Source organism: Hyphomonadaceae bacterium ML37, assembly GCA_027627685.1.
Lineage (GTDB): Bacteria > Pseudomonadota > Alphaproteobacteria > Caulobacterales > Maricaulaceae > Oceanicaulis.
On record CP091241.1, the window covers coordinates 290,989 to 317,956 of the forward strand.

General features: G+C 67.5%; 25 protein-coding genes. 13 read left to right on the plus strand and 12 right to left on the minus strand.

Annotation, left to right across the window (positions count from 1 at the left end; all coding sequences use genetic code 11):
• Positions 1 to 46 precede the first annotated feature (46 nt).
• The 8 genes from L2D01_01520 to metK all read left to right on the plus strand — a co-directional run bounded on the left by L2D01_01520 (position 47) and on the right by metK (position 7,820).
• Positions 47 to 463: a transcriptional repressor gene (locus L2D01_01520; GenBank protein ID WBQ10464.1), complete on the plus strand. Its 417-nt coding sequence runs from the start codon at positions 47 to 49 to the stop codon at positions 461 to 463.
• A 134-nt stretch (positions 464 to 597) separates the two neighbouring features.
• Positions 598 to 1,998, plus strand: coding sequence for a tRNA (N6-isopentenyl adenosine(37)-C2)-methylthiotransferase MiaB (gene miaB / locus L2D01_01525; protein ID WBQ10465.1), 1,401 nt, complete (start codon positions 598 to 600; stop codon positions 1,996 to 1,998).
• A gap of 41 nt (positions 1,999 to 2,039) precedes the next feature.
• Positions 2,040 to 3,032 (plus strand): PhoH family protein, encoded by a 993-nt coding sequence (locus L2D01_01530; GenBank protein ID WBQ10466.1) that lies wholly within the window; start codon positions 2,040 to 2,042, stop codon positions 3,030 to 3,032.
• Positions 3,029 to 3,487, plus strand: a complete 459-nt coding sequence (gene ybeY / locus L2D01_01535; GenBank protein ID WBQ10467.1) for an rRNA maturation RNase YbeY — start codon at positions 3,029 to 3,031, stop codon at positions 3,485 to 3,487. Before L2D01_01530 ends, ybeY begins: the two co-directional genes overlap by 4 nt.
• The gene (locus L2D01_01540; GenBank protein ID WBQ10468.1) at positions 3,484 to 4,413 is read left to right on the plus strand and encodes a hemolysin family protein; all 930 of its coding nucleotides are present in this window, start codon (positions 3,484 to 3,486) and stop codon (positions 4,411 to 4,413) included. The genes ybeY and L2D01_01540 overlap by 4 nt, the downstream gene beginning before the upstream one ends.
• Entirely contained in the window at positions 4,410 to 6,047 is a 1,638-nt protein-coding gene (gene lnt, locus L2D01_01545) for an apolipoprotein N-acyltransferase (GenBank protein WBQ10469.1), read from the plus strand. The genes L2D01_01540 and lnt overlap by 4 nt, the downstream gene beginning before the upstream one ends.
• A 52-nt stretch (positions 6,048 to 6,099) precedes the next feature.
• Positions 6,100 to 6,537, plus strand: a complete 438-nt coding sequence (locus L2D01_01550) for a helix-turn-helix domain-containing protein (GenBank protein ID WBQ10470.1) — start codon at positions 6,100 to 6,102, stop codon at positions 6,535 to 6,537.
• A 110-nt stretch (positions 6,538 to 6,647) separates the two neighbouring features.
• Complete coding sequence (metK, locus tag L2D01_01555) at positions 6,648 to 7,820, plus strand: methionine adenosyltransferase (protein WBQ10471.1); 1,173 nt, start codon at positions 6,648 to 6,650, stop codon at positions 7,818 to 7,820.
• 77 nt (positions 7,821 to 7,897) lie between these two features.
• Here metK and L2D01_01560 read toward each other — a convergent pair whose 3' ends face one another.
• The 11 genes from L2D01_01560 to sdhC all read right to left on the minus strand — a co-directional run bounded on the left by L2D01_01560 (position 7,898) and on the right by sdhC (position 19,663).
• Complete coding sequence (locus tag L2D01_01560; GenBank protein ID WBQ10472.1) at positions 7,898 to 9,571, minus strand: AbgT family transporter; 1,674 nt, start codon at positions 9,569 to 9,571, stop codon at positions 7,898 to 7,900.
• A gap of 103 nt (positions 9,572 to 9,674) precedes the next feature.
• Complete coding sequence (locus L2D01_01565) at positions 9,675 to 10,640, minus strand: alpha/beta hydrolase (protein ID WBQ10473.1); 966 nt, start codon at positions 10,638 to 10,640, stop codon at positions 9,675 to 9,677.
• Entirely contained in the window at positions 10,637 to 11,578 is a 942-nt protein-coding gene (gene rarD, locus L2D01_01570; protein WBQ10474.1) for an EamA family transporter RarD, read from the minus strand. The genes L2D01_01565 and rarD overlap by 4 nt, the downstream gene beginning before the upstream one ends.
• Before the next feature lie 84 nt (positions 11,579 to 11,662).
• Complete coding sequence (locus L2D01_01575; protein ID WBQ10475.1) at positions 11,663 to 11,986, minus strand: hypothetical protein; 324 nt, start codon at positions 11,984 to 11,986, stop codon at positions 11,663 to 11,665.
• A 63-nt stretch (positions 11,987 to 12,049) separates the two neighbouring features.
• A complete protein-coding gene (locus tag L2D01_01580) occupies positions 12,050 to 14,461 on the minus strand; it encodes a DNA translocase FtsK (protein ID WBQ10476.1) in 2,412 nt (803 codons plus the stop codon).
• Between the two features lie 60 nt (positions 14,462 to 14,521).
• A complete protein-coding gene (locus L2D01_01585) occupies positions 14,522 to 15,904 on the minus strand; it encodes a cell envelope integrity protein CreD (GenBank protein WBQ10477.1) in 1,383 nt (460 codons plus the stop codon).
• A gap of 71 nt (positions 15,905 to 15,975) precedes the next feature.
• On the minus strand, positions 15,976 to 16,761 hold the full coding sequence (locus L2D01_01590; GenBank protein ID WBQ10478.1) for a succinate dehydrogenase iron-sulfur subunit: 786 nt from the start codon (positions 16,759 to 16,761) through the stop codon (positions 15,976 to 15,978).
• A gap of 30 nt (positions 16,762 to 16,791) precedes the next feature.
• On the minus strand, positions 16,792 to 17,016 hold the full coding sequence (locus tag L2D01_01595) for a hypothetical protein (GenBank protein WBQ10479.1): 225 nt from the start codon (positions 17,014 to 17,016) through the stop codon (positions 16,792 to 16,794).
• A 61-nt stretch (positions 17,017 to 17,077) separates the two neighbouring features.
• Positions 17,078 to 18,868: a succinate dehydrogenase flavoprotein subunit gene (sdhA, locus tag L2D01_01600; GenBank protein WBQ10480.1), complete on the minus strand. Its 1,791-nt coding sequence runs from the start codon at positions 18,866 to 18,868 to the stop codon at positions 17,078 to 17,080.
• A gap of 13 nt (positions 18,869 to 18,881) precedes the next feature.
• Complete coding sequence (gene sdhD / locus L2D01_01605; protein ID WBQ10481.1) at positions 18,882 to 19,259, minus strand: succinate dehydrogenase, hydrophobic membrane anchor protein; 378 nt, start codon at positions 19,257 to 19,259, stop codon at positions 18,882 to 18,884.
• The gene (gene sdhC / locus L2D01_01610; protein WBQ10482.1) at positions 19,259 to 19,663 is read right to left on the minus strand and encodes a succinate dehydrogenase, cytochrome b556 subunit; all 405 of its coding nucleotides are present in this window, start codon (positions 19,661 to 19,663) and stop codon (positions 19,259 to 19,261) included. Before sdhC ends, sdhD begins: the two co-directional genes overlap by 1 nt.
• A 224-nt stretch (positions 19,664 to 19,887) precedes the next feature.
• Here sdhC and L2D01_01615 point away from each other — a divergent pair, with 224 nt between their 5' ends.
• Complete coding sequence (locus tag L2D01_01615) at positions 19,888 to 20,751, plus strand: SDR family oxidoreductase (GenBank protein ID WBQ10483.1); 864 nt, start codon at positions 19,888 to 19,890, stop codon at positions 20,749 to 20,751.
• Here the strand turns inward: L2D01_01615 and L2D01_01620 are convergent.
• Positions 20,748 to 21,665, minus strand: coding sequence for an agmatinase family protein (locus tag L2D01_01620; GenBank protein WBQ10484.1), 918 nt, complete (start codon positions 21,663 to 21,665; stop codon positions 20,748 to 20,750). The two genes, L2D01_01615 and L2D01_01620, sit on opposite strands and share 4 nt — an antisense overlap.
• A gap of 86 nt (positions 21,666 to 21,751) precedes the next feature.
• Here L2D01_01620 and hutI point away from each other — a divergent pair, with 86 nt between their 5' ends.
• Genes hutI through hutH form a run of 4 tightly spaced genes read left to right on the plus strand, consistent with a single transcriptional unit; the run spans position 21,752 to position 26,890 of the window.
• On the plus strand, positions 21,752 to 22,975 hold the full coding sequence (gene hutI, locus L2D01_01625; GenBank protein WBQ10485.1) for an imidazolonepropionase: 1,224 nt from the start codon (positions 21,752 to 21,754) through the stop codon (positions 22,973 to 22,975).
• The gene (locus L2D01_01630) at positions 22,972 to 23,700 is read left to right on the plus strand and encodes a UTRA domain-containing protein (protein WBQ10486.1); all 729 of its coding nucleotides are present in this window, start codon (positions 22,972 to 22,974) and stop codon (positions 23,698 to 23,700) included. The genes hutI and L2D01_01630 overlap by 4 nt, the downstream gene beginning before the upstream one ends.
• A complete protein-coding gene (locus L2D01_01635) occupies positions 23,697 to 25,364 on the plus strand; it encodes a urocanate hydratase (protein WBQ10487.1) in 1,668 nt (555 codons plus the stop codon). The genes L2D01_01630 and L2D01_01635 overlap by 4 nt, the downstream gene beginning before the upstream one ends.
• Positions 25,364 to 26,890, plus strand: coding sequence for a histidine ammonia-lyase (gene hutH, locus L2D01_01640; protein WBQ10488.1), 1,527 nt, complete (start codon positions 25,364 to 25,366; stop codon positions 26,888 to 26,890). The genes L2D01_01635 and hutH overlap by 1 nt, the downstream gene beginning before the upstream one ends.
• Positions 26,891 to 26,968 lie beyond the last annotated feature (78 nt).

The following is a 26,968-nucleotide window of genomic DNA, read 5'->3' on the forward strand; positions in this document are numbered from 1 at the left end:
GGTTACGCCCGGCGCGCCTGCGCGCCATGCCGCAGCGAGGATGGCCATGACTGACCGGATCGAACAGCTCTGCGTGGACAAGGGCCTGCGCATGACCGAGCAGCGCCGGGTGATCGCGCGCGTGCTCTCGCGCGCCGACGATCATCCTGACGCCGAAGAACTGCACCGGCGCGCCAATGAGGTGGATCGCGGCATCTCGCTGGCCACGGTCTACCGCACCGTGCGCCTGTTCGAGGACGCCGGGATCATCGAGCGCCACGACTTTCGCGACGGCCGCTCACGCTATGAGGAATCGCCCGAAGACCACCATGACCATCTCATCGACATGAATTCCGGCGAGGTGGTGGAGTTCTATGACGAGGAGATCGAAAAGCTCCAGGAAGCCATCGCCCGCAGGCTCGGCTACAAGCTCATCGATCACCGCCTGGAGCTGTATGGTGTGAAGCTGAAGGACGGGGGGTAGGGGCTCCACCCCTTCGCGCCCTTGCATCCCGCGCTCACAATGCCCATAACGCAAGGCTGGCGCCGGGCTGATGGTCTGAGAGCGCGTGAGGGTATAGGTGACATGTCACGCCGGCGAGGAGGCCGGCCGCGCCCATGACCGAGACTGCGAACGCCGCCGGTGGAAAGCCGCGCAAACGCCTGTTCATCAAGACCTATGGCTGTCAGATGAACGTGTACGACTCCGAGCGTATGCGTGATCTCCTGACGCCGCTGGGCTATGAGCCGGCCGAGGCGCCCGAGGGCGCGGACCTGGTCATTCTCAACACCTGCCATATCCGCGAAAAGGCGGCCGAAAAGGTGTATTCCGAGCTTGGCCGGCTGAAGATCCTCAAGGACGAACGGGCTGCCTCGGGCGGCGCGATGACCATTGCGGTCGCCGGCTGCGTGGCCCAGGCCGAAGGCGCGGAAATCCGCCGCCGCGCGCCCATGGTCGACCTGGTGGTCGGGCCGCAGGCCTATCACAAGCTTCCCGAGTTTATCGCCGGCGTGCATCGCGGGCGCGGCGACGCGCTGGAGACCGAGTTCGAGGTTGAAGACAAGTTCGACGCTCTGGCCGTCCCGGCCCGTCAGGTCGACGGCTACACGGCCTTCGTCACCGTGCAGGAAGGCTGCGACAAGTTCTGCACCTTCTGCGTGGTCCCCTATACGCGCGGCGCCGAATGGTCCCGCCCGGTCGATCAGGTGACGGCCGAAGTGCGCGCCCTGGTCGCTCAGGGCGTGCGCGAAGTGACGCTGCTGGGCCAGAACGTCAACGCCTATCACGGCGCGCCGCCTGCGGGCCGCGAGGCGGACGGGGTCTGGGGTCTGGGCGCGCTGGTGCGCCATCTGGCGCGCATTGACGGGCTCGCGCGCATCCGCTTCACCACCTCCCATCCGCGCGACATGGATGAGGATCTCATCGCCGCCTTCGCCGACACGCCCGCGGTGATGCCCTATTTCCATCTGCCGGTGCAGTCGGGATCCGACCGGATCCTCAAGGCCATGAACCGCAAGCACACGGCGGAAGAATACCTCGCCATCATCGAGCGGCTGCGCGCCGCGCGGCCCGATATCGCGATCTCCGGCGACATGATTGTCGGCTTCCCCGGCGAGACCGAAGAAGACTTTCAAGCCACCCTGGAGCTGGCGCGCGCGGTGGAGTATGCCGCCTGCTTCTCCTTCAAGTATTCGCGCCGTCCCGGCACGCCGGGCGCGGCCCTGGCCGGCCAGGTGGACGAGGCCGTGAAATCGGAGCGCATGGCCCGGCTGCAGGCCTTGCTCAGCGAACAGCAGACCGCCTTCAACCTGTCCATGACGGGCCGGCGGCTGCCGGTTCTGTTCGACCGCGTGGGCCGCAATTCCGGCCAGATCGGCGGGCGCAGCCCGTATCTGCAGGCCGTGCATTGCGACGGTCCGGTCAACCTGATCGGCCAGATCGCCGAGGTGGAGATCACTGGCGCCAGCCAGAACGCCCTGTCCGCCCGACTGGTCCCGGGGGAGACGCGCGCCGCGTGAGCCGAAGTCCCAGATCGCGCCCCCCGGCCAGCCGTCCGCCCGTGAGGGAAGGCCGCAGGCTGCCCGCAGAAACCGTACATTTTGATGACGCCGCCCTGGTGCGCGCCCTGGCCGGGCCGGGCCATGAGAATTTTGCCGTGCTGGAAGCCGAGCTGGGCGTGCGGGTCGAGGCGCCCGGCGGCGGCCAGATCCAGATCATGGGCGAGGAGGCCCGCGCCCGCATCGACGCCTCGCGCGTGCTGCATGCCCTCTATGGACGTCTCAGCGAGGGCCTCGCCATCGATCCGGCCGCCGTGCGCGCCGCCTGCCGGATGGCCGATGACCCGGCGGCAGAAGCCATCGACGCCATCATCCGCGTACCGCGCGGCGCCAGCTTCGCGGCCCGCACGGACGGTCAGGCGGCCTATGTGCGCGCGCTGAAAAACGCGCTCGGCTATGACATGGTGTTCGGCGTCGGCCCGGCGGGCACAGGCAAAACTCTGCTGGCGGTGGCCTATGGCGCCGGTCAGCTGGCGGAGGGGACGGTAGAGCGTCTGGTGATCACCCGCCCCGCCGTGGAGGCGGGCGAACGGCTGGGCTTCCTGCCGGGCGACCTGACCGAGAAGATTGATCCCTACCTGCTGCCGATCTGGGACGCCCTGCGCGATGCGCTGGGCCAGCGCCTGTCGGACAAATACCGCGAAGAGGGCCGTGTCGAAGTCGCGCCGCTGGCCTTCATGCGCGGGCGCACGCTGAACCGGGCCTTCGTCATCGTGGACGAGGCGCAGAACGCCACCATCCCCCAGATGCGCATGGTGCTGACACGCCTGGGCGAAGGCTCGCGCATGGCGGTGACCGGCGATCCCACCCAGACCGATCTGAGGCGCGGCGAGCCGTCAGGCCTCGCCCATGCGCTGGGCATCCTCACCGAGGAGCCGCGCATCGCCATTCATCGCTTCACCCGGTCCGACGTGGTGCGCCACGGCCTGGTGGCGCGCATCGTCCACGCCTATGAGCGCGATGACGAGCGCCGGGAGACGGGCCGCACGTCATGAGTGTGGAGATCGTCATCGAGGACCCCGCCTGGGAGGCGGCGCCCGGGCTTGAGGCCCTGATCACAGACGTGGTCGGCGCCGGGCTTACAAGAGTGCCTGAGCCCCGCCCGGGCGAGGCGGTGATCCTGCTCACCGGTGATGACAGCGTTCAGGCGCTGAACGCCCGCTTCCGCGGCAAGGACAGCCCGACCAATGTCCTGTCCTTTCCCGCGCCCGAGCGCGAAGGCTATCCCGGCGATGTGGCGCTGGCCTTCGGCGTCTGCGCGCGCGAAGCTCAGGCGGCGGGCAAGCCGCTTATCCATCACGCCGCGCATCTGGCCCTGCACGGCGTATTGCATCTCAACGGGCTCGATCATGAAGAGGAGATAGCGGCGCGCGAGATGGAGCGGCTGGAGACAGCCGTGCTCGCCGGGTTCGGCATCGCCGACCCCTACGCCGCGCTGGAAGGACCATGACGGACACTGACACAGGCAGCGGCCTGATATCGCGTTTCACGGCCGTTTTCCGGCGCGCCCCCCACACCAACGGGGACTATGGAACCGTGCTGACCGACAGCCCCTCCGGCCAGGCCGAGGCGCCGGCGCCGGGCGGCGATCTGTTCCTCAATCTGCGCGAGTTTCACGCCAAGCGCGTCGAGGACGTGATGGTGCCGCGCGCCGACATCATCGCGGTGGAGATCGACACGCCCCTCAAGGAATTGGCGCGTCTGGTGACCGATGCGGGCCATTCGCGCTTTCCGGTCTATCGCGAGACCCTCGATGACCCCATCGGCGTGGTCCATATCCGCGACATTATCGGCTATCTTGTGCGCTATGCTGACGCCGCCGAAGGCGACTGGGCCAATGCGCGCATCCTGCCTGCCGTGCGCCGCCCGCTCCTCTACGTGCCCGCCTCCATGCGCGCGCTGGATTTGCTCCTGCGCATGCAATCGCGGCGCATGCATATGGCGCTGGTGGTCGACGAGTTCGGCGGCACGGACGGTCTGGTGACGCTGGAGGATCTGATCGAGCCCATCGTGGGTGATATCGAGGACGAGCACGACGAGACCGACGCGCCCACCATCCGCGCCAAGGGCGCCGATGTCTGGGAGGCGGACGCCCGCGCGACCATTGAAGAGCTCGAGCAGGAGCTGGGCCGGGAAATCGCCACCGAAGCCGAAGAGGCGGACGTGGATACTCTGGGCGGGCTGATCTTCCGCCTCGCCGGCCGCGTGCCCGAGCGCGGCGAGGTGTTGTCCCACCCGTCCGGCCTCGAATTCGAAATCCTCGATTCCGATCCCAGGCGCATCAAGCGCATGCGCATCCGGCCGGCGGCGCCGGCGGATGCAGCGCCGTCCGCTGCTGACAGCGGCGAGGACGGCGACCGGCGCTCCGGCTCGTGACAGCCCCGGGTGCGCCAGCCAGCGCGCGCCTGAGGCGTTTGCGCGCGCGTCTGCGCGCCTTGCGCGGGCTTCGCCTGCACGCCGCCCTGTTCATCGTGGGCGCGTTCGGCGTGCTGGCCCACGCGCCCTTCCATATCCAGCCCGCTTTGATCGCCGCCTATTGCGCTCTGGTCTGGGCGCTGGACGGGGCGCGGCGAACGGCCAGGCCGGTCAAGGCGGGCTTTGCGCGCGCCTGGTCATTCGCCGCCGGCCAGTTTCTGGCCGGGACCTGGTGGGTGGCCAATGCGTTTCTGGTGCAGGCGGAAGATTATCTCTGGCTGATCTGGGCGCCGCTCATCCTTCTGCCGGCCGGCCTCGCCCTGTTCTGGGGCGTGGCGGGCGCGGTCTATGCCCGCCTCGCGCCAAGCGGGCCTCACCGCATCACCGTGTTCGCCGGCGCCTTCATGCTGGTAGAGCTGGCGCGTTCGACGGTGCTCACCGGATTTCCCTGGAACCTGCCAGGCCATGTCTTCGCCGCCGGCGGCGCGGTCAGCCAGATCGCCAGCGTGATCGGCGCGGCAGGCCTGTCGGCGCTGGTGCTGTTCGCCTTCGCCGCGCCCGCCGCTCTGGCGGGGCGAGGACCGGCGCTGGCGCGCGTCATGCCGCTTGTGCTGGGCATTGTCCTGCTGGCCGGCGCCTGGGGCTGGGGCGCCGTGCGCCTGTCCGATGCGCATATCGTCGCGACCGGCCAGACCGTGCGGGTGGTTCAGATCAATCTCGACCCGCGCGCCAAGACCTATGCCGTGCGCCGCGAGATCCTTCAGCGCTATCTCACCCTGTCGGCGGCGCCCGGCGTGGAGGATGTTTCGGCCATCGTCTGGCCCGAAGGCGCGGTTCCGGCCTTCCTGCTCAATGAACCCGATCTGATGGGCGATATCCGCCAGGCTCTGCCTCAGGGCGCGCTGCTGCTGGCGGGCACGGCGCGCGCCGAACGCGGCGCGCCGGGCGAGCCTGACCGTTATTACAACGCCCTGGCCGCCGTGCGCATGAATGCAAACTGGATGGACGTCGAGGACAGCTATGACAAGGTGCGCCTGGTGCCGTTCGGCGAAGGCAATCCGCTGGCCCCGCTGACCCGTCTTGTGGGCTTTGACACCCTGTCCAATATCGTGCCGTTCTATTCGCCCGGCGACGCCGCGCGAACCTTGCAGCTGGACGGGCTGGGCGCGGTGGCGCCGCTGATCTGCTACGAGGTGATCTTCCCCCGTTTCGCGCCGCGCGGGGATGACCGGCCCGAATGGCTGGTGAATATATCCAATGATTCGTGGTATGGTTCGTCCGCCGGGCCGCGACAGCATCTCAATCAGGCGCAGTACCGGGCTTTGGAAGAGGGCTTGCCGCTCGTGCGGGCTGCTTCAAACGGCGTTTCGGGACAGATTGACCCTTATGGTCGTATTGAACACGCTCTGCCAGTTGATGCGGAAGCTTTTATTGACGTAGTGTTGTTGGAGAGACTGGACGACACCCCCTACGCCCTCTACGGAGGTGGTCCATGGGGGGGCGCCTTTTTGATTCTCCTTGTGTTGAATAGCGGCGTTGCTTGCATGCTGTTTCGCCGACGGTTCGACACACGAATGCCGCAATGCAGCGTATGATTGAAGGCCGAAGGATCACACGGTCCGCCGCCGAAGACAGGAAAAGCCCATCATGAGCGTAAATCCCCGTGGCCCGAATGCCGTAGACCGTCACGTCGGCTCTCGTGTGCGTCTGCGCCGCCAGCTTCTGAACATGAGCCAGGAAAAGCTGGGCGATGAGCTGGGCGTGACCTTCCAGCAAATCCAGAAGTATGAGCGCGGGACCAATCGCGTGGGCGCCGGACGGTTGTGGCTGATGGCGCGGGTGCTCGATGTGCCGGTGTCCTTTTTCTATGACGGCGTGTCGGAAGCGGCTGCCCAGCCTGGATTTTCCGAAGGCGATCAGACCCCGATCGTGGACGATTTCATCCAGTCGGCCGATGGCGTGGCGCTGGCCCAGGCCTTTGCGCGCATCAAGGACGGCAAGGTGCGCCGCCGGATTCTGGAACTGGTGCGGACGCTGGCTGCCGAAGAAGCCGAAGCCGCCGCGGCCCAGGTCGACGAAGCCTGAGCCCCCTGGCCGGGCCGGCGACGGCCCGGCTTCGTCAACCGGCTTGCAATTGCGGCGGGGATGGGCTTTAAGCCCTCCATATAAAGCAATCTTTATATGGAGCATCCCGCGTGGCCCGAACTTCCTATCTCTTCACCAGCGAAAGCGTTTCCGAAGGTCACCCGGACAAGGTGTGCGACCGCATCTCTGATACGGTCGTCGACCTGTTCCTGGCGCGTGACCCCGTCGCGCGGGTGGCGTGCGAGACGCTGACCACCACCAACCGCATCGTGCTGGCCGGCGAAACCCGCTGCGCCTCTGACGTCCCCGGCGAGGAGATCGAAGCCGCTGTGCGCGCCGCTGTGCGCGATATCGGCTATGAACAGGACGGCTTCCACTGGGAGACCGCCAACTTCGCCAACTATCTGCATGAACAGTCTGCCGACATCGCCCAAGGCGTTGACGAGGGCGCGGGCGCCTACAAGGAAGAAGGCGCGGGCGACCAGGGCATCATGTTCGGCTTTGCCTGCGACGAGACGCCGGAGCTGATGCCGGCGCCGATCAGCTATTCGCACAAAATCCTCAAAGAAATGGCGCGGGTGCGCAAATCGGGCGAACGGCCCGAGTTCGAGCCCGACGCCAAGTCCCAGGTCACCCTGCGCTATGAGAACGGCCGCCCGGTGGCCGTGACCAGCGTGGTGGTCTCCACCCAGCACAAGGACGGCGTGTCCCTGGAGCAGGTGCGCGAACTGGTGCGCCCGATCGTCAAGCAGGTCCTGCCTGAGGGCTGGTTCCCGGACGAGGACGAGTTCTACGTCAATCCCACCGGCAAATTCGTCATTGGCGGACCCGATGGCGACGCCGGCCTCACCGGCCGCAAGATCATCGTCGACACCTATGGCGGCGCGGCCCCCCATGGCGGCGGCGCGTTCTCGGGCAAGGATCCCACGAAGGTGGACCGCTCGGCGGCCTATGTGTCGCGCTATCTGGCCAAGAATGTCGTGGCCTCGGGCCTGGCGAAGAAATGCACCATCCAGCTGTCCTACGCGATCGGCGTGGCCAAGCCGCTCTCCGTCTATGTCGACCTGCACGGCACGGGCGAGATTGATGAAGCGGTGCTGGAAAAGCGCCTGCCGGAGATGGTCAATCTGTCCCCGCGCGGCATCCGCACCCATCTCGGCCTGAACCGGGCGATCTATGCCCGCACGTCCGCTTATGGCCATTTCGGCCGCACGCCGGACGCCGATGGCGGCTTCTCCTGGGAGCGGACCGATCTGGCTGAGCAGCTGAAATCTCTCGCCTGATCTGAGCGCCCGTCACGGCGCGTCAGCCTCACATGATCAACGCCGTCCGGCCCTCGGGCCGGGCGGCGTTTTCACGTTCAGCCCGCCGGGTAATAGGTCGGCGAACCCGGTCCCACGGGCAGGCCCAGGGCGAAGGTCCAGAGGAAAAACAGCGCGATCCAGGTGACCAGGAAGATCATCGAGTAGGGCAGCATCATCGCAATGACGGTGCCGATGCCGAGCTTTTTGTCATAGCGCGTCATCCACGCCAGGATCAGCCCGAAATAGCTCATCATCGGCGTGATGATATTGGTCGCTGAATCCCCGATCCGGTAGGCGGCCTGGATCACTTCCGGCGAATAGCCCACCAGCATCAGCATGGGCACGAAAATCGGCGCTGTCACGGCCCATTGCGCGCTGGCCGAGCCGAGCATCAGGTTCACAAACCCGCACAATATGATGAAGCCGATGAAGATGGCCGGCCCTGTCAGGCCGGTATTGATGAGAAAGTCTGCGCCGGTCACCGCCGTGATGGCCCCCAGATTGGACCAGTTGAAGAAGGCCACGAACTGGGCTGCGAAGAAGACCAGCACGATATAGAGGCCGAGCGTGGAGATGGCCGACGCCATGCCGTCAATCACATCGCGGTCGTTTTTCATCGTCCCGGCGACGCGTCCATAGGTAAAACCGACGACGAGGAAGAACAGGAAGATCCAGGTCACGAACCCGGTGAAGAAGGGCGCCTGCTCGAAGATGGACCCGGTTTCGGGATTGCGTAAGCTCCCCCAGCCGGGCAGCCAGTCCGGCACGTTCACAGACCCCAGCCCGCCGATGAAGGGGAGGGACAGGGACAAGGCTTCGGGCCCCAGCGTCCAGGCTATGGCCGCGAACACCCCCAGCGAGGCGATCCACGCCCACATCAGGCCGCGCTTCTCTGGCCTGGAGACGGGCTGCATCATGTTCTCGTCGAAGACGGACGGATCGGCCCGGCTGGAATCATATTTGCCCAGCTTTGGCTCGACGATGAAGATGGTGACCAGCGAGCCGATCGTCGTGATCAGGAAGGTGGAGGCCGCCATGAAATACCAATTGGCTGGCGCCGACACGACATAGGCCGCGTCGATCAGCTGGGCCGCCTCGGTGGTGATGCCCGCCAGCAGCGGATCAATCGTGCCGATCAGGAGATTGGCGCTGTATCCGCCGGACACGCCCGCAAACGCCGCCGCCATGCCCGCCAGCGGATGGCGGCCCAGCGCATAGAACACCGCGCCCGCCAGCGGCACCAGCACCACATAGCCCATCTCTGACGCGGTATTGGACAGGACGCCGGCGAACACCACCGCCACGGTCACCGTGTGGCGGTTGGCGCCCAGCACGATGGAGCGCACGGCGGCGGACAACAGCCCCGATTTCTCCGCCACGCCCACGCCCAGCATGGCCACCAGCACCACGCCCAGCGGCGCAAAGCTGGTGAAATTGGTGGTCAGGCTCGTGAAAATGCGCCGGAACCCGTCCTCATTCATCAGGCTGACCGCGCGGATCATGCCGTCCGCCGCGCGTCCGCCCGCGCCCTCGGGACGCGGATCCTCCACCGCGACCTCCAGCAGGCCGCCGAACAGGCCCGAGGCCAGGATCATCAAGCCCGCCAGAATGGCAAACAGGGTGACCGGATGGGGCAGGAGATTGCCCAGCCACTCCACCGAATCGAGGAACCGTGTGAAAGCGCCGCGCTTGCGCGCCGGCTCGCTGGGCGGGCTGGGCTGGTCTGTCACGATGGCCGCTCGTCACGCTGGGAGATGAAAGGGGGTAAGCGGACAGCCTTGCACAGGGCGCGCGGGGGGTCCAGCCACGCTTGGCCGCGCGTCCGGTTGGCTTTCAGAACCGGCGCTCCAGCCAGTCGAGCATGAGCGCGTTGAGCGTTTCGGGGGCTTCGGCCATCGTCCAGTGGCCGATATCCTCAATCACGTGCCGTTCGAGATCCTGGCACAGCGCCGGCATCCAGGCGGTGAGCTTGGGCGGCAGCATGAAATCGCACTCGGCCGAGATCATCAGGCAGGGCATGGACAGGCGATGATCCACCCCGCCCATTCGTTCCCAGTTGGCGTCGAAATTGCGGTAGAGATTGAGCCCGCCGCGAAATCCTGACCGGCGATAGGCCTGCGCGTACTGCGCGCGCAGCGCCGGCCCGACCACGCACTCCTCCTCCGATTTCAGCCCGCCCCGCGCCACGAAGGCGTCAAACCGGCGCGGCAGATGGGTGATGGAGGCGGGCAGCTTGCCGAGATCACCGCTGGGCGGCGGCGCGCCGAAGGTGAAGGCGAAGAAATCCTCCTCGCGGCCCACGAACAGCGCATCAGCGCTCTCGTCCTGGAAGCGCACGATGTAATGCTCCTGCCCGCCCTGGCTGCGGAACACGTCCAGCGGCGGGGTGGAGCTGCGCGGCAGATGGGGCGTGTTCACCCCGATGGCGCCCAGAAACCGGTGGGGGATGAGGCAGGCGGCCTGCCACATGATGATCCCGCCCCAGTCATGTCCAGCGATCACAGCCCGCTCGAGCCCCAGCGCATCCAGCAGGTTTTCGATATCGGCGCACAGGGCGTCGATGCCATAAGCCTCGATCTCACGGGGCGCGTCCGAGGCGCCGAAGCCGCGCAAATCCGGCGCGATCACCCGGTAGCCCGCCGCGCTCAGCGCCGCGATCTGGGGCGCCCAGGACAGGGCCAGATCCGGCCAGCCATGGAGCAGCAGCACCGGGACGCCGTCCTCCGGCCCCGCCTCATGGACGCTGAGCGTGATCTTGCCCGCGCGCACGCGGCGGGCGGGTGGCATGGCGTGGGTCATCCGGCCTCTCGCTCCGCTTTGCGGTGGGAGTGTAGGAGATCGATGGCGAACACGGCCAGCCCCGACCAGATCAGCACGAAGGTGATGAGATGGCCCATGGTGAAAACCTCCCCATAGGCCAGCCCAACGATGAATTGCAGCGTGGGCGCGAGAAACTGGAGAAGCCCCAGCGTGGCGAAGCTCACCCCCCGCGCGCCCAACACGAACAGCAGCAGCGGCGCCACGGTCATCGGTCCGGTCAGGATCAGCAGGATCGCCGCCTGCGGACCGGTGAAGAACTGGCCGCCCGAGCCGGTCTCCAGGAAGATCAGCGCGATCAGGGACGGCACGGCGAGGATCGCGGTCTCCCAGAACAGGCCGATGCGCCCGTCTATGGCGATGGTCTTGCGCACATAGCCATAGACGGTGAACGTCCCGGCCAGCACCAGCGCGATAACGGGCAGTTCGCCCACCGTCACCACCTGATTGATGACGCCCAGAGCGGCCAGCCCCACCGCCACCGCCCGCCACCGCCCGAAGCGCTCATGGGCGATGAACACGCCCACGGCCACATTCATCAACGGGTTGATGAAATAGCCCAGCGAGACCTCCAGAACGCGCCCGTCATTGACGGCGAAAATGAACAGCCACCAGTTCGACCCGATGACCACAGCGGTAAAGGTCAGGAGAAGAAGCGCGCGCCGGTCCTTGAGCACTGCGAGCGCCGGACCCATCCGGCGCGCCATCCACAAGAGCGCCAGCAAGGCCGGCACCGACCAGACCGCGCGGTGCAGCACGATCTCCGCCGCGCTGGCGAATGACAACAGCTTGTAGAAGATCGGCGACAGGCCCCAGACCGCATATCCGGCGAGGGCCGCCATGCCCGCGCGCGCCGGGTCCAGCCGCCCGGACGGTTCGGGCGGGGCCGGGGGAGGAACAGGGGGGCGGGGCGTACGCATGGCGCCCGGTTAAACCTGTGCGCCCGTCCTGTCATTCCGGATTTTGCGGCGCGGCTGTGACAGAGCCGGTATTTGTGCGCGGCGCTATGGCGCCGGCTGCACGGCGCGCGCGCGGATCACATGGGCCAGACGCCAGGCCATCCACACCGCCGCCCACACATTGCCGAGGAATGGCAGGGGCAGGATGAAGAGGAGGGCGATCTTCTTGCTCGGCTCCAGCAGCCAGATCAGCACCCCGATGAAGAAGAAGCCGAGATAGAGATCAACGAGGGTCACCACGCCCCACGGGCCGGAGATCAGCCAGGCGATGGCCTCGGTCAGTGACTGCCCGGCGGTCATCACCGCCCAGACAATGGCGGCCAAGAGGATGAGCCCGCCCAGAAGGCTGAGGATGCGAACAAGGGTCATGGGAAAGCTCCGCGTGTCTGCCTGACCGGTATACGCGCGCCGGCCCGCAGCGGTTCAACGCCCTCACACGCCTTCGCGCTCGGGCAGGAAGATCTCGCGCTTGCCGGCGTGGTCGGCGGGGCCGATCATGCCCTCATCCTCCATGCGCTCCACCAGCGAGGCGGCGCGGTTATAGCCGATCTGCAGGCGGCGCTGGATATAGCTGGTGGACGCCTTGCGGTCGCGCGCCACCACGGCCACGGCCTGATCAAACAGATCATCGCCCGAGCCCTCGCCGCCGCCGAACATGTCCCCGGCGCCGCCGTCCTCGTCGATCTCTTCGGTGACCGCGTCGAGATAGTCCGGCGCGCCCTGGGCTTTCAGCCAGGCAGCGACCTGCTCGACTTCCTGATCCGACACGAACGGCCCGTGCAGGCGGCGGATACGCCCTCCGCCGGCCATGTACAGGAGATCGCCCTGGCCCAAGAGCTGCTCGGCGCCCTGCTCATTGAGGATGGTGCGCGAATCGATGCGCGAGGTGACCTGATAGGAGATGCGGGTCGGGAAATTGGCCTTGATCGTGCCGGTGATCACGTCCACGGACGGGCGCTGGGTCGCCATGATCAGGTGAATGCCCGCCGCGCGCGCCATCTGGGCCAGGCGCTGCACCGCGCCCTCGATCTCCTTGCCCGCCACCATCATCAGGTCGGCCATCTCGTCGATGACCACCACGATATAGGGCATGGGATCGGCCGGGATGGTCTCGGTCTCGTAGACCGGCTCGCCGCTTTCGCGGTCAAACCCGGTCTGCACGGTGCGAGACAGCATCTCCCCGGCGGCGCGGGCCTCGGCGGCGCGGTCATTGAAGCCCTTCATATTGCGCACGCCGACCTTGGACATTTTCAGATAGCGCGACTCCATCTCGCGCACGGTCCATTTGAGCGCCGCCAGCGCCTTCTTGGGGTCGGTGACCACGGGCGAGAGCAGGTGCGGAATGCCGTCATAGACCGACAGCTCCAGCATTTTGGGATCGATCATGATCATCCGGCACTGGTCCGGGGTCAGCCGGTAGAGCAGCGACAGGATCATGGCGTTGATGCCCACCGACTTGCCCGAGCCGGTCGTGCCCGCGATGAGGAGGTGCGGCATGCGCGCCAGATCAGCCGTATAGGGCTCCCCGCCAATGGTTTCGCCCAGCGCCAGCGGCAGCTCGGCCTTGGCGTCTTCAAAGCCCTTCGACGCCAGCAGGGAGCGCAGGAACACGGTCTCGCGGCGCTGGTTGGGCAGCTCGATACCGATGGCGTTGCGCCCGGGCACCACCGCAATGCGGCAGGCCTGCGCCGCCATGGATCGCGCGATATCGTCGGCCACATTGATCACCCGGCTGGTCTTCACGCCGGGCGCGGGCTCGAGCTCGTACAGCGTCACCACCGGGCCGGGGCGCACGGCGGTGATCTCGCCCTTGACCGAGAAATCGGCCAGCACGGTGGCCAGCAATTCCGCGTTCTGCGCCAGCGCCGCCGGATCGGCCACATCCTGGCGCACCTTGGAGGGCGAGAGGAGATCAAGGCGCGGCAGATCGAACCCGCTGGTCTCGTCAAAGGCGAGCGCGCCCTGGGCCTCGCGCACCTCGCGGTCGGACGCCTTGGCGCGTTTGCGCGGCGCGATCTTCACGGCGGGTCCGGCATCGGCTTGTGGTTCGACTTTGGCCTTGGCGCGCAGGCCCGCAGGCGCCGCGCGGCCCGGCTGCAGGAAGCCGGGCGCGGTCTCGGCGCGGCCATCGGGCTGCGGTCGCTCGGCCGTATCGCGGTCCCGCCGCCATGGGCGTGGCGCAGCCCCGATCAGCTGATCGCCCCACACGCGCACGGTCGCCCAGGCCAGCACCGCGCGGTCGCTCGCTGCGCCAATGTCGCGCATGGTCAGCCCGAAACAGAAAAACAGCCCCGCCACCGCGAGCGCCAGGCCGAGGCCCGCTGCCGCGAGGGACGCGCCGGGAATACCGGACAGGGCGATCAAACCGGCCAAGCCCGCCAGTGCGTGATCGCCCAGCAGTCCGCCAAGGCCCGCCGCAAACGGCCAGCTCACCGGCATGGGCAAAGCCGCCGCCGCCAGTGCAAAGCCCGTGACGCCTGCAAGCCCCGCCATGAAGCGCAGCCAGCCCAGCATGGCCGGGCGCCCGCGCGCGCCGCGCACCATCAGGATGAGGCCCCAGGCCAGCAAACCCAGCGCCGCCGCAGCGCCGCCCCAGCCGAAAGCCTGCAATAGAAGATCCGCCGCCGACGCCCCCGGCGCGCCGAGCAGATTGCTCGCCGCCCGCCCGGTGGCGGCGTTGACGCTGGGGTCCAGCGGGTCGTGGGTCAGCATGGCGGTCAGCGCGCCCGCGCCCAAGGCCGTCAAAGCGCCGCCCAGGACCCGCGCACGCGCCTGCGCCCACCAGCCCGGTGCGGGGGTGGCGGGCGTCGTTTCAGGCGATGGAAAACGGCCCTGTGCGGTCATCCGCCCATGATCGCAGGGGAGTCTTCCCGCAAGGTAAACGCAAGGCTAACCGGATGCGGCTCAGGCTTGGCTGTCCGCCCCGCCATACCAGTCCACCCTGCGCGTCACATACATGGTCGCCGCCACCGCGATGAAGGCCAGCCCCGACCCGATGAGCAGGGCGTAATCCTCCACCAGCACCAGCAGGAACTGGATGATATAGCCGACGGTCAGCGCCGCGAAGGTCAGCAGGCCGCGCGCATTGTCTCTGAACGCTGTCCAGGCATAGAGCGCGGTCAGGGCCACAGTCGCCGCCGACGCGCTGGCGAACGCCACGCCGATGGCGGCATGTTCGCTCAGAGCCAAAAGGAGGAGATAGAACACCACCTGCGCCAGCCCGATCAGAATGTATTGCGCGGCGTGCAGGCGCTGCGCGCTGCTGGATTCGATGAGGAAGAACATCAGCAGCGTGAAGCCGACAAAGAAGAAAGCGTATTTCAGCGAACGCCCGACGCGCGCATAGCCGTCTCCCGGGTTGACCAGATTGACCGTCATCACCGCATCGCGCGCCTGGTTGAGGCTGTGGCCTTGGCCCTCGATCCAGCGGGCGGGAAAGCCGCGCGCCAGATACGGAACCAGCCAGTCGGCTTCAAACCCGCTATCACTGATCTCCCGGTCGGTCGGCAGATAGGCCCCGTCAAAGCCGGGATGCGGCCAGTCGCCGGTCAGACGCGCCCGTGTCTCCCGTCCTGACGGCTGTACGCCGAAGGACCGCGCGCCGGTCAGCACCAGCTGACCCTCCAGCGTCATCCGCGCGCCTTCGCCCAGCCCGGTCAGCGCCGCGCTCACCGCGTTGGCGGCGATGTCCTCGCCGGAAAACCCGGTATTGAAGTTGGAGCTGCGCAAGGGAAGGCCCGGCTCGAAGCTCAACAGACCACCCTGTGTGCTGACCTCGGCCTGGAAATCTTCGCTGATACCGCGCAGATCGCCCACTGTGGCCATCAGGCGCGCTTCGTCCCACGCGATCGTCCCGCCGGCGGGCGCCAGACCGGACACGCCCGTGAGATCAAAGTCGCCGTTGAGGGAGATCACCGCACGATAGACCGGCACGGTGTAGATCGCCCGTCGCAACGTGCTGGTCTCCAGCCGCGCGGAGACGTCCAGCCGGTCAGGCGAGATGATGATCAGCTGGCGTTCGATGGTCTCGCGCCGCACCAGCGTGTCGCCGCTGCCGGTCTCGGTCACCCGGGGCGTGTCGACGGGGATGGCCAGGAAGGGGCCGCGCACGGTCTGCGCCCCGCCCAGCGCTGCGCCCACGTCAATCGCGACGCGCTGGGCCCGGTTCTCGCGTTCCCACGCCAGCATGTTGACCAGGCCCAGCGGAATGCCCAGCGCCAGCACGAGCGCGCCGACCAGCAAGAGTTTCAGCCCCAGCGAACGGCCCAGCGTGGTGGTTGCAGTCATCAGTCATCATCCCCTCTGCGGTGAGACGCGCATCTGGCGCACCGAATGGGGAAAAATGAAGGCGGTTCCGGTCAGGTCTGGCGTTCGACCATCAATTCCTTGATGTGGCCGATGGCCTTGGCCGGGTTCAGGCCCTTGGGGCAGACCTGGGCGCAGTTCATGATGGTGTGGCAGCGATAGAGCTTGAACGGGTCTTCCAGATCGTCCAGGCGCTCGCCCGTGGCTTCGTCGCGGCTGTCGGCGATCCAGCGATAGGCCTGCAGCAGGGCGGCCGGGCCGAGATATTTCTCCGAATTCCACCAGTAGGACGGACAGCCCGTGGTGCAGCAGGCGCACAGAATGCACTCATACAGCCCGTCCAGCTGCTCGCGGTCTTCCGGGCTCTGGCGCCATTCGCCCTGGGGCGTGGGGGTCTCGGTCTTCAGCCAGGGCTGGATCGAGGTCAGCTGGGCGAAGAAATGGGTCAGGTCCGGCACCAGGTCCTTGATCACCGGCTGGTGGGGCAGGGGCGCGATGGAGATCACGCCGTCATGCTCATCAATGCCCTTGGTGCAGGCGATGGTGTTGCGCCCGGCGATATTCATCGAGCACGAGCCGCAAATCCCCTCCCGGCAGGAACGCCGGAAGGCGAGGGTGGAATCGATCTCGTTCTTGATGAAGAACAGCGCGTCCAGGATCATCGGCCCGCACTTGGAGGTGTCCACGTAATACGTGTCCCAGCGCGGATTCTCGCCCAGGTCCGGGTCATAGCGGTACACCTTGAACTCGCGCAGCGCCTTGGCGTCCGAGCCTTCAGGCTTGGGCCAGGTCTTGCCCTTTTTGACTTTCGAGTTTTTCGGCAGGGTGAGCTGGACCATGTCAGTGAATTTCCCGAGGCGGTGATGATGTCAGGCGTCGGCCAGATCAAGCCGGCGTTCGATGCGTTCTACGCGTTGCTCCAGCGAGTCAAAGCGGTGTTCCATGCGGACGAAATCACGGCGTAAACCGGCGATCTGCTCTTCAAGCGAACTCACCCGCTCACGCAGGTTTCGCACGTCTTCGCGCAATCCGCCGATATCGGCGTGAATGCGCTTAAGATACTCCAGCACCAGGTTTTCCGGTTCGCTGCTCATGAGACGTCTGGTCCTCAGGCTACACTGACAGACGCCAGTCTAGCACAGTTTCGCTACGCCGTTAGTAAACCCGCGCCTTCGGCTCGATATAGGCGATGTCGTTGGACAAGGTGTATTCATGCACCGGCCGGTCGCCCAGTGACACCTTGCCGGTGGCGTCGTCAAACCAGGCGAGCGTGTGCTTCATCCATTCTTTGTCGTCGCGGTCGGGATAATCCTCGCGCGCGTGGGCGCCGCGGCTTTCTTTGCGCGCCGCCGCCGAGCCGACGGTGACGGCGGCCTGGGCGATCAGATTGTCGAACTCCAGCGCTTCAACCAGATCGGTGTTCCAGATCATCGACCGGTCAGAGATGCGGATATCGGCTGCGCCCTGGTGCACCTTGGCGATGCGCGCGACGCCTTCGTCCAGCACGTCCTGGGTGCGGAACACCGCGCAGTTTTCCTGCATGGCCCGCTGCATGTCGAGGCGCAGCGACGCGGTCGGCGTATCTCCATGGGCATGGCGCAGGCGGTCAAAGCGCGCCAGCGTGTCCTCGCCCGCCTTCGCCAGCAGGTCGGGCTGGCGGGCGCCGGCTTCCACCGTGGCGCCGCAGCGCAGGCCCGCCGCGCGGCCAAACACCACCAGGTCAATGAGCGAGTTGGAGCCCAGACGATTGGCGCCGTGCACCGAAACGCAGGCCGCTTCGCCCACCGCCATCAGGCCCGGCACGACCGTGTCGGGATCGCCGCCCGCCTTGGTCAGCACCTCGCCGTGATAATTGGTCGGTATACCGCCCATATTGTAGTGGACCGTCGGCAGCACCGGGATGGGCGCGCGGGTCACGTCCACGCCGGCGAACACCTTGGCGCTTTCGGAAATGCCCGGCAGGCGCTCGTGCAGAATTTTCGGGTCCAGGTGATCGAGATGCAGGAAGATATGGTCCTTGTTCGGACCGACGCCGCGCCCTTCACGGATTTCCATGGTCATGGACCGGCTGACCACGTCGCGGCTGGCCAGATCCTTGGCGTTGGGGGCGTAGCGCTCCATGAAGCGCTCGCCCTCTGAATTGGTCAGATAGCCGCCCTCGCCGCGCGCGCCTTCGGTGATCAGGCAGCCCGCGCCGTAAATCCCGGTGGGGTGGAACTGGACGAACTCCATGTCCTGCAGCGGCAGGCCGGCGCGCAGCACCATGGCGTTGCCGTCACCCGTGCAGGTGTGCGCCGACGTGGCGGAGAAATAGGCGCGGCCATAGCCGCCGGTGGCGAGAATCGTCTTTTGGGCGCGGAAGCGGTGCAGCGTGCCGTCATCCAGCTTCCAGGCCGTGACGCCGCGGCAGGCGCCGTCCTCATCCATAATGAGGTCGAGCGCGAAATACTCGATGAAGAACTCGGTCGAGTGGCGCAGGGACTGGCCATAGAGCGTGTGCAGAATGGCGTGGCCTGTGCGGTCGGCGGCCGCGCAGGTGCGCTGGACCGGGCCTTCGCCATAATTGCGGGTCATGCCGCCAAAGGCGCGCTGATAGATTTTGCCGTCTTCGGTGCGCGAAAACGGCACGCCCCAGTGCTCCAGCTCGTACACGGCGGCGGGCGCCTCGCGGCACAGATATTCAATGGCGTCCTGATCACCCAGCCAGTCCGACCCCTTCACGGTGTCGTACATGTGCCAGCGCCAGTCATCCTGGCCCATATTGCCAAGGCTCGCCGAGATGCCGCCCTGGGCGGCCACGGTGTGCGAGCGCGTGGGGAAGACCTTGGAGATGCACGCCGTTTTCAGCCCGGCCTGGGCCGCGCCCAGCGCCGCGCGCAGGCCCGATCCGCCCGCGCCCACAACAACGACGTCATACGTATGGTCAATCCACTTGTAGCCAGTCATGGACAGGCGACTCCTATGCCGCGATCACAAGGATCGAATAAAGCGCGACCAGCCACAGGCCTGCGGTGAAAAGCGTATTGAGGATCAGCAGGCCCGCGCGGGTGACAGGGGCCGGGATATAGTCCTCGATCACGACCTGGAGACCCAGGCGCATGTGATAAAACGCCGCTGTCAGGGTGAGCAGCACCACAAGCGCGCCCAGCGGGCTGGCGAAGGCGGCGCGGGCGGCCTCATAGCTCATGTCGGGCAGGCGCGCGATCATCCACACAAAGACCGGGATCAGCACGATCAACGCCACGGCCGACACACGCTGGGCGATGAAATGGCCCGAGCCGGACTTGGCCGCGCCCAGACCCTTGGCGCGCGAGAGCGGCGTGCGCAGATCAGCCATCAGATCAGCCCTCCGGCCAGAACCCAGATCGCGGCGGTGATCACCGCCGCGCCGGCGAAAATCAGGATGGAGCGTAGATTGGAGCCCTTGGGGTCAAAGCCATAACCCATGTCCCAGGCCAGATGCCGGATGCCGTTGAGCATGTGATAGACGAGCGACAGGGTGAAGCCGATCAGGGCCAGCGTGACCAGTATGCCCACCGGGCCGGCCATCAGCGCTTCGACCGCGCGATAGGCCTCCGGCCCGGCGGCCAGCGCGGCCAGCCAGACCGTCACCAGCACCGCGCCGATATAGTTGACCACCCCGCTCATGCGGTGCGCGATCGACGACGCCATGGTCGCATGCCAGCGCCAGATCGAAACATGGGGTGAGAGAGGCCGGTTGGCGGTGGAAGGTTTGGCCATGCGGGCCCTCGATCAGCTTGGTGCAGCGGTGCGCCGGACGGCGCGGCGCGCACGGGGTCGGAACTCGCGCGTGACATTACTCCGCGCGGCCTTCAGGTCAACGCATCGGCGCTGCACAAGGTCGCCGTATGCGCGCAGCCATACCAGGCTGACGACGCCCGCGATTGACCACCCGCCCCGCACCGCGCCACTGTCTCGCGCATACACATCAGGGGGAATCGCTCATGAGCGGGCCGAACAGCGTTGTCATTACCGGGGCGTCCACCGGGATCGGGTATGCGGCGGCCGATTATCTGGCGGGCAAGGGCTGGCGGGTGTTCGCCGGGGTGCGCAAAGACGCCGACGCCCGGCGCCTGAGCGAGACGCTGGGCGAGGCGGTGACGCCTGTGATGATCGATGTCACCGATATGGACAGCTGCCGCGCCGCCGGAGAGACCGTGCGCGCGGCGCTGGGCGGCGCGCCGCTGTCGGGGCTGGTGAATAATGCCGGGGTGGCGGTGGCCGGTCCGCTGCTGCACCTGCCGGTGGAGGAGATGACCACCCAGCTCGACATCAATGTCACGGGACAGCTGCGCGTCACGCAGGTGTTCGCGCCCATGCTGGGCGCGGTGCGCGGTCATTCAGGGCCCAGGGGCCGCATCGTCAATATTTCATCCGTGGCGGGGTTCAGCGCGGCTCCGCTCATGGCGCCCTATGCCTGTTCCAAGCACGCCATGGAGGCCTTCACCCAGAGCCTGCGCCGCGAGCTGATGCTCTATGGCGTGGACGTGGTCGCCATCAATCCCGGCCCGATCAAAACCCCGATCTGGGACAAGGCTGAACAGATGGACCCGGCCCAGTATGAACACACCGACTACGCCCCGGCGGTGGGGCGTATCCTGTCCTACATGCTCAAGCGTGGCCGCGACGGGCTGGAGCCGCAGGTGGTGGCCGAGGCGATTTTCCGTGCCCTGACAGACGCCAAACCGAAGCTCAACACGGTGCTGACGCCCGACCCCTTCACCCAGTGGCTGCTGGGCGTTTTGCCCGGCCGCATGACTGACAAGATGATCTCCGGCCGGCTCGGCCTGACGCCGGACAAGCTCTAGGCGCCAGAGCGCCCGGACAGGCCCGCCAGAATCTCGCACGCCCAGCGTCCGGCTGTCAGCGCCGTGATGGAGGAGACATCCAGCGACGGGTCAAACTCGGTCAGGTCCACCAGCTTCACCTTGGGGTGGGCGGCGATCAGGCGGGCGGCGGTGAAGAAGTCCTGCACGGGCAGGCCGCCGGGCCGGGCGCCGGGCGCGCCGGGGCACTGGGCGCGGTCAATCACGTCAATATCGAAATCCACGGCGATGACATCGCAGCGCGCCGCCAGCCGCTCCAGCGCTTGGCTCACAATGGCCTCGATGCCGCGCGTGCGCACATCGGCCAGGGTGCGAACACTGATCCCGGCTTCGCGCGCCGTGTCATGCATGCGCCGCGTGTTGGCGAAGGGGGCGAGCCCGATCTGGGTGATGTTTGCGCCCGGCAGACCGTCTTCGAGCAGCGCGCGCACCGGATTGCCGTTGAGCAGGCCGCAATCGGTGTCGCGCAGGTCGAAATGCGCATCCAGCGTGATCAGCCCGGTGCGGGAAAGATCGCCCAGCGCATGCACGCCGGGCCGGGTGACTGCATTATTGCCGCCTAGCAGGATCACCAGCGCATGGCGCGCCGTCAGTGCCGCCGCCGCATCGCGCACGGGCGCCAACGCGTCCGCGGGCCTGACGCATTTGAGCGCGATGTCGCCCGCATCGTGTACTTTGAGCTCATCGAGACCGAGCCCGGTTTCCAGATCATAGGTGGAAAAGCGCTTGAGCGTTTCGCGGATGATCCCGGGCGCCAGATCGCACCGCCCCGGGGTCAGCGAGCCTTCGGCCAGCGGCGCGCCCAGAAGGGCGGCGCGGGCGTGCGGGTGATCACCCAGCAAATCGGCCGCTGACCGCCAGGAGCGGCATTCCGAAACCGGGTCTGGCGGGCTCATGACGGCCTCCGGATAGGCGGGCGTGACGGGGTGGATTCTCGCGTCCGTTTGTAGCAGGATGAAGCTGTATAGACAAGTTGGCCCCCATGTCCCGCACCCTGTTTCACGGCTGTCACGCCGCCACCATGGACCCGGCCCGCCCGGGCGTCTGGGGCGCGATTGAAGACGCCTGCGTACTGGCGCAATCGGGGCGCATCGCCTGGATCGGACCGATGGGCGATCTACCCGCCGACCGGGCCGAGGGCGCGGCGCGCGTGGACTTGCAGGGGTGCTGGATCACGCCGGCTTTGGTCGATTGCCACACCCATCTGGTGTTCGCCGGCGACCGCTCGGGCGAGTTTGAACAGCGCCTGTCCGGCGTCAGCTATGAGGCCATTGCGCGGGCCGGTGGCGGCATCCGCTCAACCGTCGCCGCCACGCGCGGCGCGCGCCTCGACATGCTGGTGGAGACGGCCCATGCGCGCATCCGCCTGCTCATGCGCAGCGGGGTGGGCACAGTGGAGATCAAGTCGGGCTACGGCCTCGATCTGGAGACCGAGCGCGCCATGCTGCTGGCGGCCGGCGAGGCGGCCCGGCGCGCCGGGGTCCGGCTGCGCCGGACCTTTCTGGGCCTGCACGCCATCCCGCCGGAGTATGAGGACCGCCGCGCCGACTACGTGCAGCTGATGGCTGGGGAGGTGCTGCCGGCCCTCCACGCCGAAGGCCTGGTCGATGCCGTGGACGCATTCTGCGAGACCATCGGCTTCACGCCGCAAGAGACCGACGCGATGCTGGAGGCGGCCATCGCGCTGGGCTTGCCCGTCCGTCTGCATGCGGAGCAATTGTCCGATCAGGGCGGCGCGGCGCTGGCCGCACGCCACCGGGCCCTGTCGGCGGACCATCTGGAATACCTGTCTGAAGACGGCGCCCGCGCCATGGCCGAGGCGGGTACCGTGGCGGTTCTATTGCCCGGCGCCTTCTATGCGCTGAAAGAAACCCGCCTGCCGCCCATGGACCTCCTGCGCGAGCTCAATATCCCCATCGCCATCGCCACCGACCTCAATCCCGGCTCTTCGCCGCTGGTGTCTGCGCCGCTGGCCATGAATATGGGCTGCACCCTGTTCGGCCTGACCCCGGCCGAAGCGCTGGCGGGCATGACACGGCACGGTGCGGCCGCCATGGGCGTGGATCACGAGACCGGCATGCTGCGCGAGGGCCTCGCGGCTGACTTTGCCGTCTGGGACGTGCCGCAGCCCGCCGCCATCGCCTACTGGATCGGTCTTCCCGGTCCGGAGCGGCTGATCCTGGCGGGCGAGGAGTTAAAGCCATGAAAGCCTCGGCCCCATTGTATCAGCAGGTCAAGCAACACGTGCTCGACCTCATCGCCTCGGGTGCGCTCAAGCCTGGTGAACGTGCGCCGTCGGAGCCCGAGCTGGTGCGGGCGCTGGGCGTGGCGCGCATGACCGCCAACCGGGCGCTGAACGAGCTGCGTGACGAAGGCGTCATCACCCGCCGGGCCGGATCGGGCAGCTATGTCGCCCCGCCGCGCGCCGCGGGCGCCCTGCTGGCCCTGCGCGACATCGCCCAGGAGCTGGCGGGCGGGGATGCGCCCCATCGGATGGAGGTGCTGCAACACACGTCCATCACCGCCAGCGTGCGCGCCGCCGCCCTGTTCGCCGCCGAGCCGGGGATGGCTCTGGTGCGGGTGGTGATCCGGCATTTGCGGGGCGAGGAGCCGTTGCTGATCGAGGACCGGCTGATTGATCCGGCGCTGGCCAAAGGCGCCGCCGAGGCCGATTTCGCGCGCACCACCACCTACGCCTTCCTGACCCGCGCCGCGCCCCTGCAGGACATTGAGCACACCGTGCGCGCCATCAATGCCGGGCCGGTCCTGGCGCGCCAGCTGTCCTTGCCGCCGGGCGCGGCCTGTCTGGAAATCCGCCGGCGCACCTGGTCGGCGGGGCGCGTCGCGTCGGCGGCCCGCCTGACCTATGCCGGCGAACGCTATGAGCTGACCGGCCATCCCGCCCGCCCGTCCGAGGGAGATTTGCCATGACCCGCGCCAATATCCGCGAGATCCGCCCGCGCACGGGCCCGGAACGCAAGGCCAGGACCTGGGCCGCCGAAGCCGCGATCCGTATGCTGATGAATAATCTCCACCCGGACGTGGCCGAACGCCCCGAGGACCTGGTGGTCTATGGCGGCATCGGCAAGGCGGCGCGCGACTGGGCCTCCTACGACGCCATTGTCGCCGCGCTGGAACGCCTGGAGCCGGACGAGACTCTGCTGGTGCAGTCGGGCAAGCCGGTGGGCGTGGTGCGCACCCATGAAGATGCGCCGCGCGTTCTGATCGCCAACTCCAATCTGGTGCCGCGCTGGGCGAATTGGGAGCATTTCCGCGAGCTCGACCGCAAGGGGCTCATGATGTACGGCCAGATGACCGCAGGCTCGTGGATCTATATCGGCTCGCAGGGGATTGTTCAGGGTACGTACGAAACCTTCGCCGAGGCCGGGCGCCAGCATTATGGCGGCGATCTGACCGGGCGCTGGATCCTGACGGCGGGGCTGGGCGGCATGGGCGGCGCCCAGCCGCTGGCCGCCGTGATGGCGGGCGCCTGCTGCCTCGCCGTGGAATGCGATCCCGAGCGCATCGCCTTCCGCCTGCGCACCCGGTATGTGGACGAGGCGGCGGCTGATCTCGATGACGCGCTGGCGCGCATCGCGGACTGGACGTCGAAGGGCGTGGCCAAATCAGTCGCCGTCGAGGGCAATGCCGCCGACATCTTCCCTGAACTGATCAAGCGCGGCGTGCGGCCCGATCTCGTCACCGACCAGACCTCCGCCCATGATCCGGTCAATGGCTATCTGCCCTCGGGCTGGAGCCTCGCCCGGTGGCGCGAGACCGCCGCGCGTGATCCAGACGCCGTGGCGGACGCCGCCCGCGCCTCCATGCGCATTCAGGTGGAGGCGATGGCCGCGTTTGCCAAGGCGGGCATCCCCACCGTCGATTACGGCAATAATATCCGCCAGATGGCCCATGATGCGGGCTTTGCCGATGCGTTCTGCTTTCCCGGCTTCGTGCCCGCCTATATCCGCCCGCTTTTCTGCCGGGGCGTCGGCCCGTTCCGCTGGGCGGCGCTGTCAGGCGATCCGGCGGACATCGCGGTCACCGACGCCAAGGTGAAAGAGCTGATCCCGGACGACCGGCGCCTGCATCAATGGCTCGACATGGCCGCCGAGCGAATCGCATTTCAGGGCCTGCCCGCGCGCATTTGCTGGGTGGGGCTGGGAGAGCGCCACCGTCTGGGACTCGCCTTCAACGAGATGGTGGCTTCAGGCGCGCTCAAAGCCCCCGTCGTCATCGGCCGCGACCATCTCGATTCCGGCTCGGTGGCGAGCCCCAACCGGGAGACCGAGGCGATGATGGACGGGTCGGACGCCGTGTCCGACTGGCCGCTGCTCAATGCGCTGGTCAACACCGCGTCCGGCGCCAGCTGGGTCTCCATCCATCATGGCGGCGGGGTGGGCATGGGTTATTCCCAGCATGCCGGCATGGTCATCGTCGCCGACGGCACGCCGCAGGCCGCGCGCCGGCTGGAGCGGGTGTTGTGGAATGATCCGGCCACCGGCGTGATGCGCCATGCCGATGCAGGCTACGAGATCGCCAAAGCCTGCGCCCGCGAACAGGGCCTTGATCTGCCCATGATGGAGCCGCGCTGATGGCGGCCGCCTCTCTCAAACCCGTCACCCTCACACCCGGCGCGGTCACGCTGGCCGATCTGCGCGCCATCCATGCGGGCGCGCCCTTCAGCATCGCCGCCGCCTGGGCGGGCGTGGAGGCCGCAGCCGCCAGCGTGCGCCGCATCGTGCAGAGCGGGCGCACCGTCTATGGCGTGAATACCGGCTTCGGCCTGCTGGCCCAGACCCGCATCGGCGATGACAAGCTGGAGATTCTCCAGCGCAATCTCATCCTGTCCCATGCTTGCGGCGTGGGTCCGGCGCTGGAGCGCCCTGTGGTGCGCCTGATGATTGCGCTGAAAGCCGTCAGCCTGGCGCGCGGTTATTCCGGCGTGCGCCGCGCCGTCATCGATCAGCTGCTGGACCTCGCCGCAAAAGACTGCCTGCCGGTGATCCCGGCGCAGGGCTCGGTGGGCGCCTCGGGCGATCTGGCGCCGCTGGCCCATCTGGCTTGTGTGCTGATCGGTGAGGGCGAAGCGGTGTGTGACGGAGAGAACCTGCCCGGCGGCGAGGCGCTGGCGCGCGCGGGGCTGCAGGCGCTCACGCTGGGCCCCAAGGAGGGCCTCGCCCTGATCAACGGCACCGAGGTCAGCACCGCCCTGGCGCTGGATGCGCTGTTCGCCGCCGAGCGGGTGATGGGCGCGGCCCTAAGCGCCGGCGCGCTGTCGGTGGAGGCGCTGATGGGCTCCCACGCGCCGTTCGAGGCGCGCCTGCATGCGGTGCGTGGCCAGCCGGGGCAGATCGCGATTGCCGACCGCCTGCGCAGCCTGCTGGAGGGCGGCCGCATCAAGGGCGCCCACGCCGCCTGTGGCCGGGTGCAGGACCCGTATTCCTTCCGCTGCCAGCCCCAGGTCATGGGCGCGGCGCTGGACCTCCTGACCCAGAGCGCCCGCACACTTGAGATCGAGGCCAATGGCGTCAACGATAATCCGGTGATCTTTCCCGATACGGACGAAGCGGTCTCGGGCGGCAATTTCCACGCCGAACCCGTCGCCTTCGCCGCTGACCAGATCACCATGGCCCTGTGCGAGATCGGCTCGCTGAGCGAGCGGCGCACGGCCGTGCTGGTGGACCCCAAGATGAGCGGGCTGCCGGCGTTTCTGGTCAAGGATGGCGGGCTCAATTCCGGCTTCATGATTGCGCAGGTCACCGCCGCCGCGCTGGTGGCGGAGAACCGCTCGCTCGCCTTCCCGGCGAGCGTTGATTCGGTACCCACCTCCGCCAATCAGGAAGACCATGTCTCCATGGCGACCGGCGCCGCGCGCAAGGCCGGGCAGGTGGCGCGCAACGCTGCCTCCATCGTCGCCGTGGAATTGCTGTGCGCCGCGCAAGGGCTGGATTTCCGCCGCCCCCTGACCGCCAGCGCCCCGCTGGAATCCCTCCACGCCGCCATTCGCGCACGCGCCGCGCATCTGGATGTGGATCGTTATATGGCGACGGATCTGGCCGCGTTGACGCAGGCGGTGCTGGAAGGTGGGCTGGGGGAGGCGGCGGAGATGCGGCTCTGACCCGCCACGGATCAGAGGAACGCCGAACCCCGCCGCTCCTCATCTCCCCCCGCTTGCGGGGGGAGTGCCGCGAAGCGG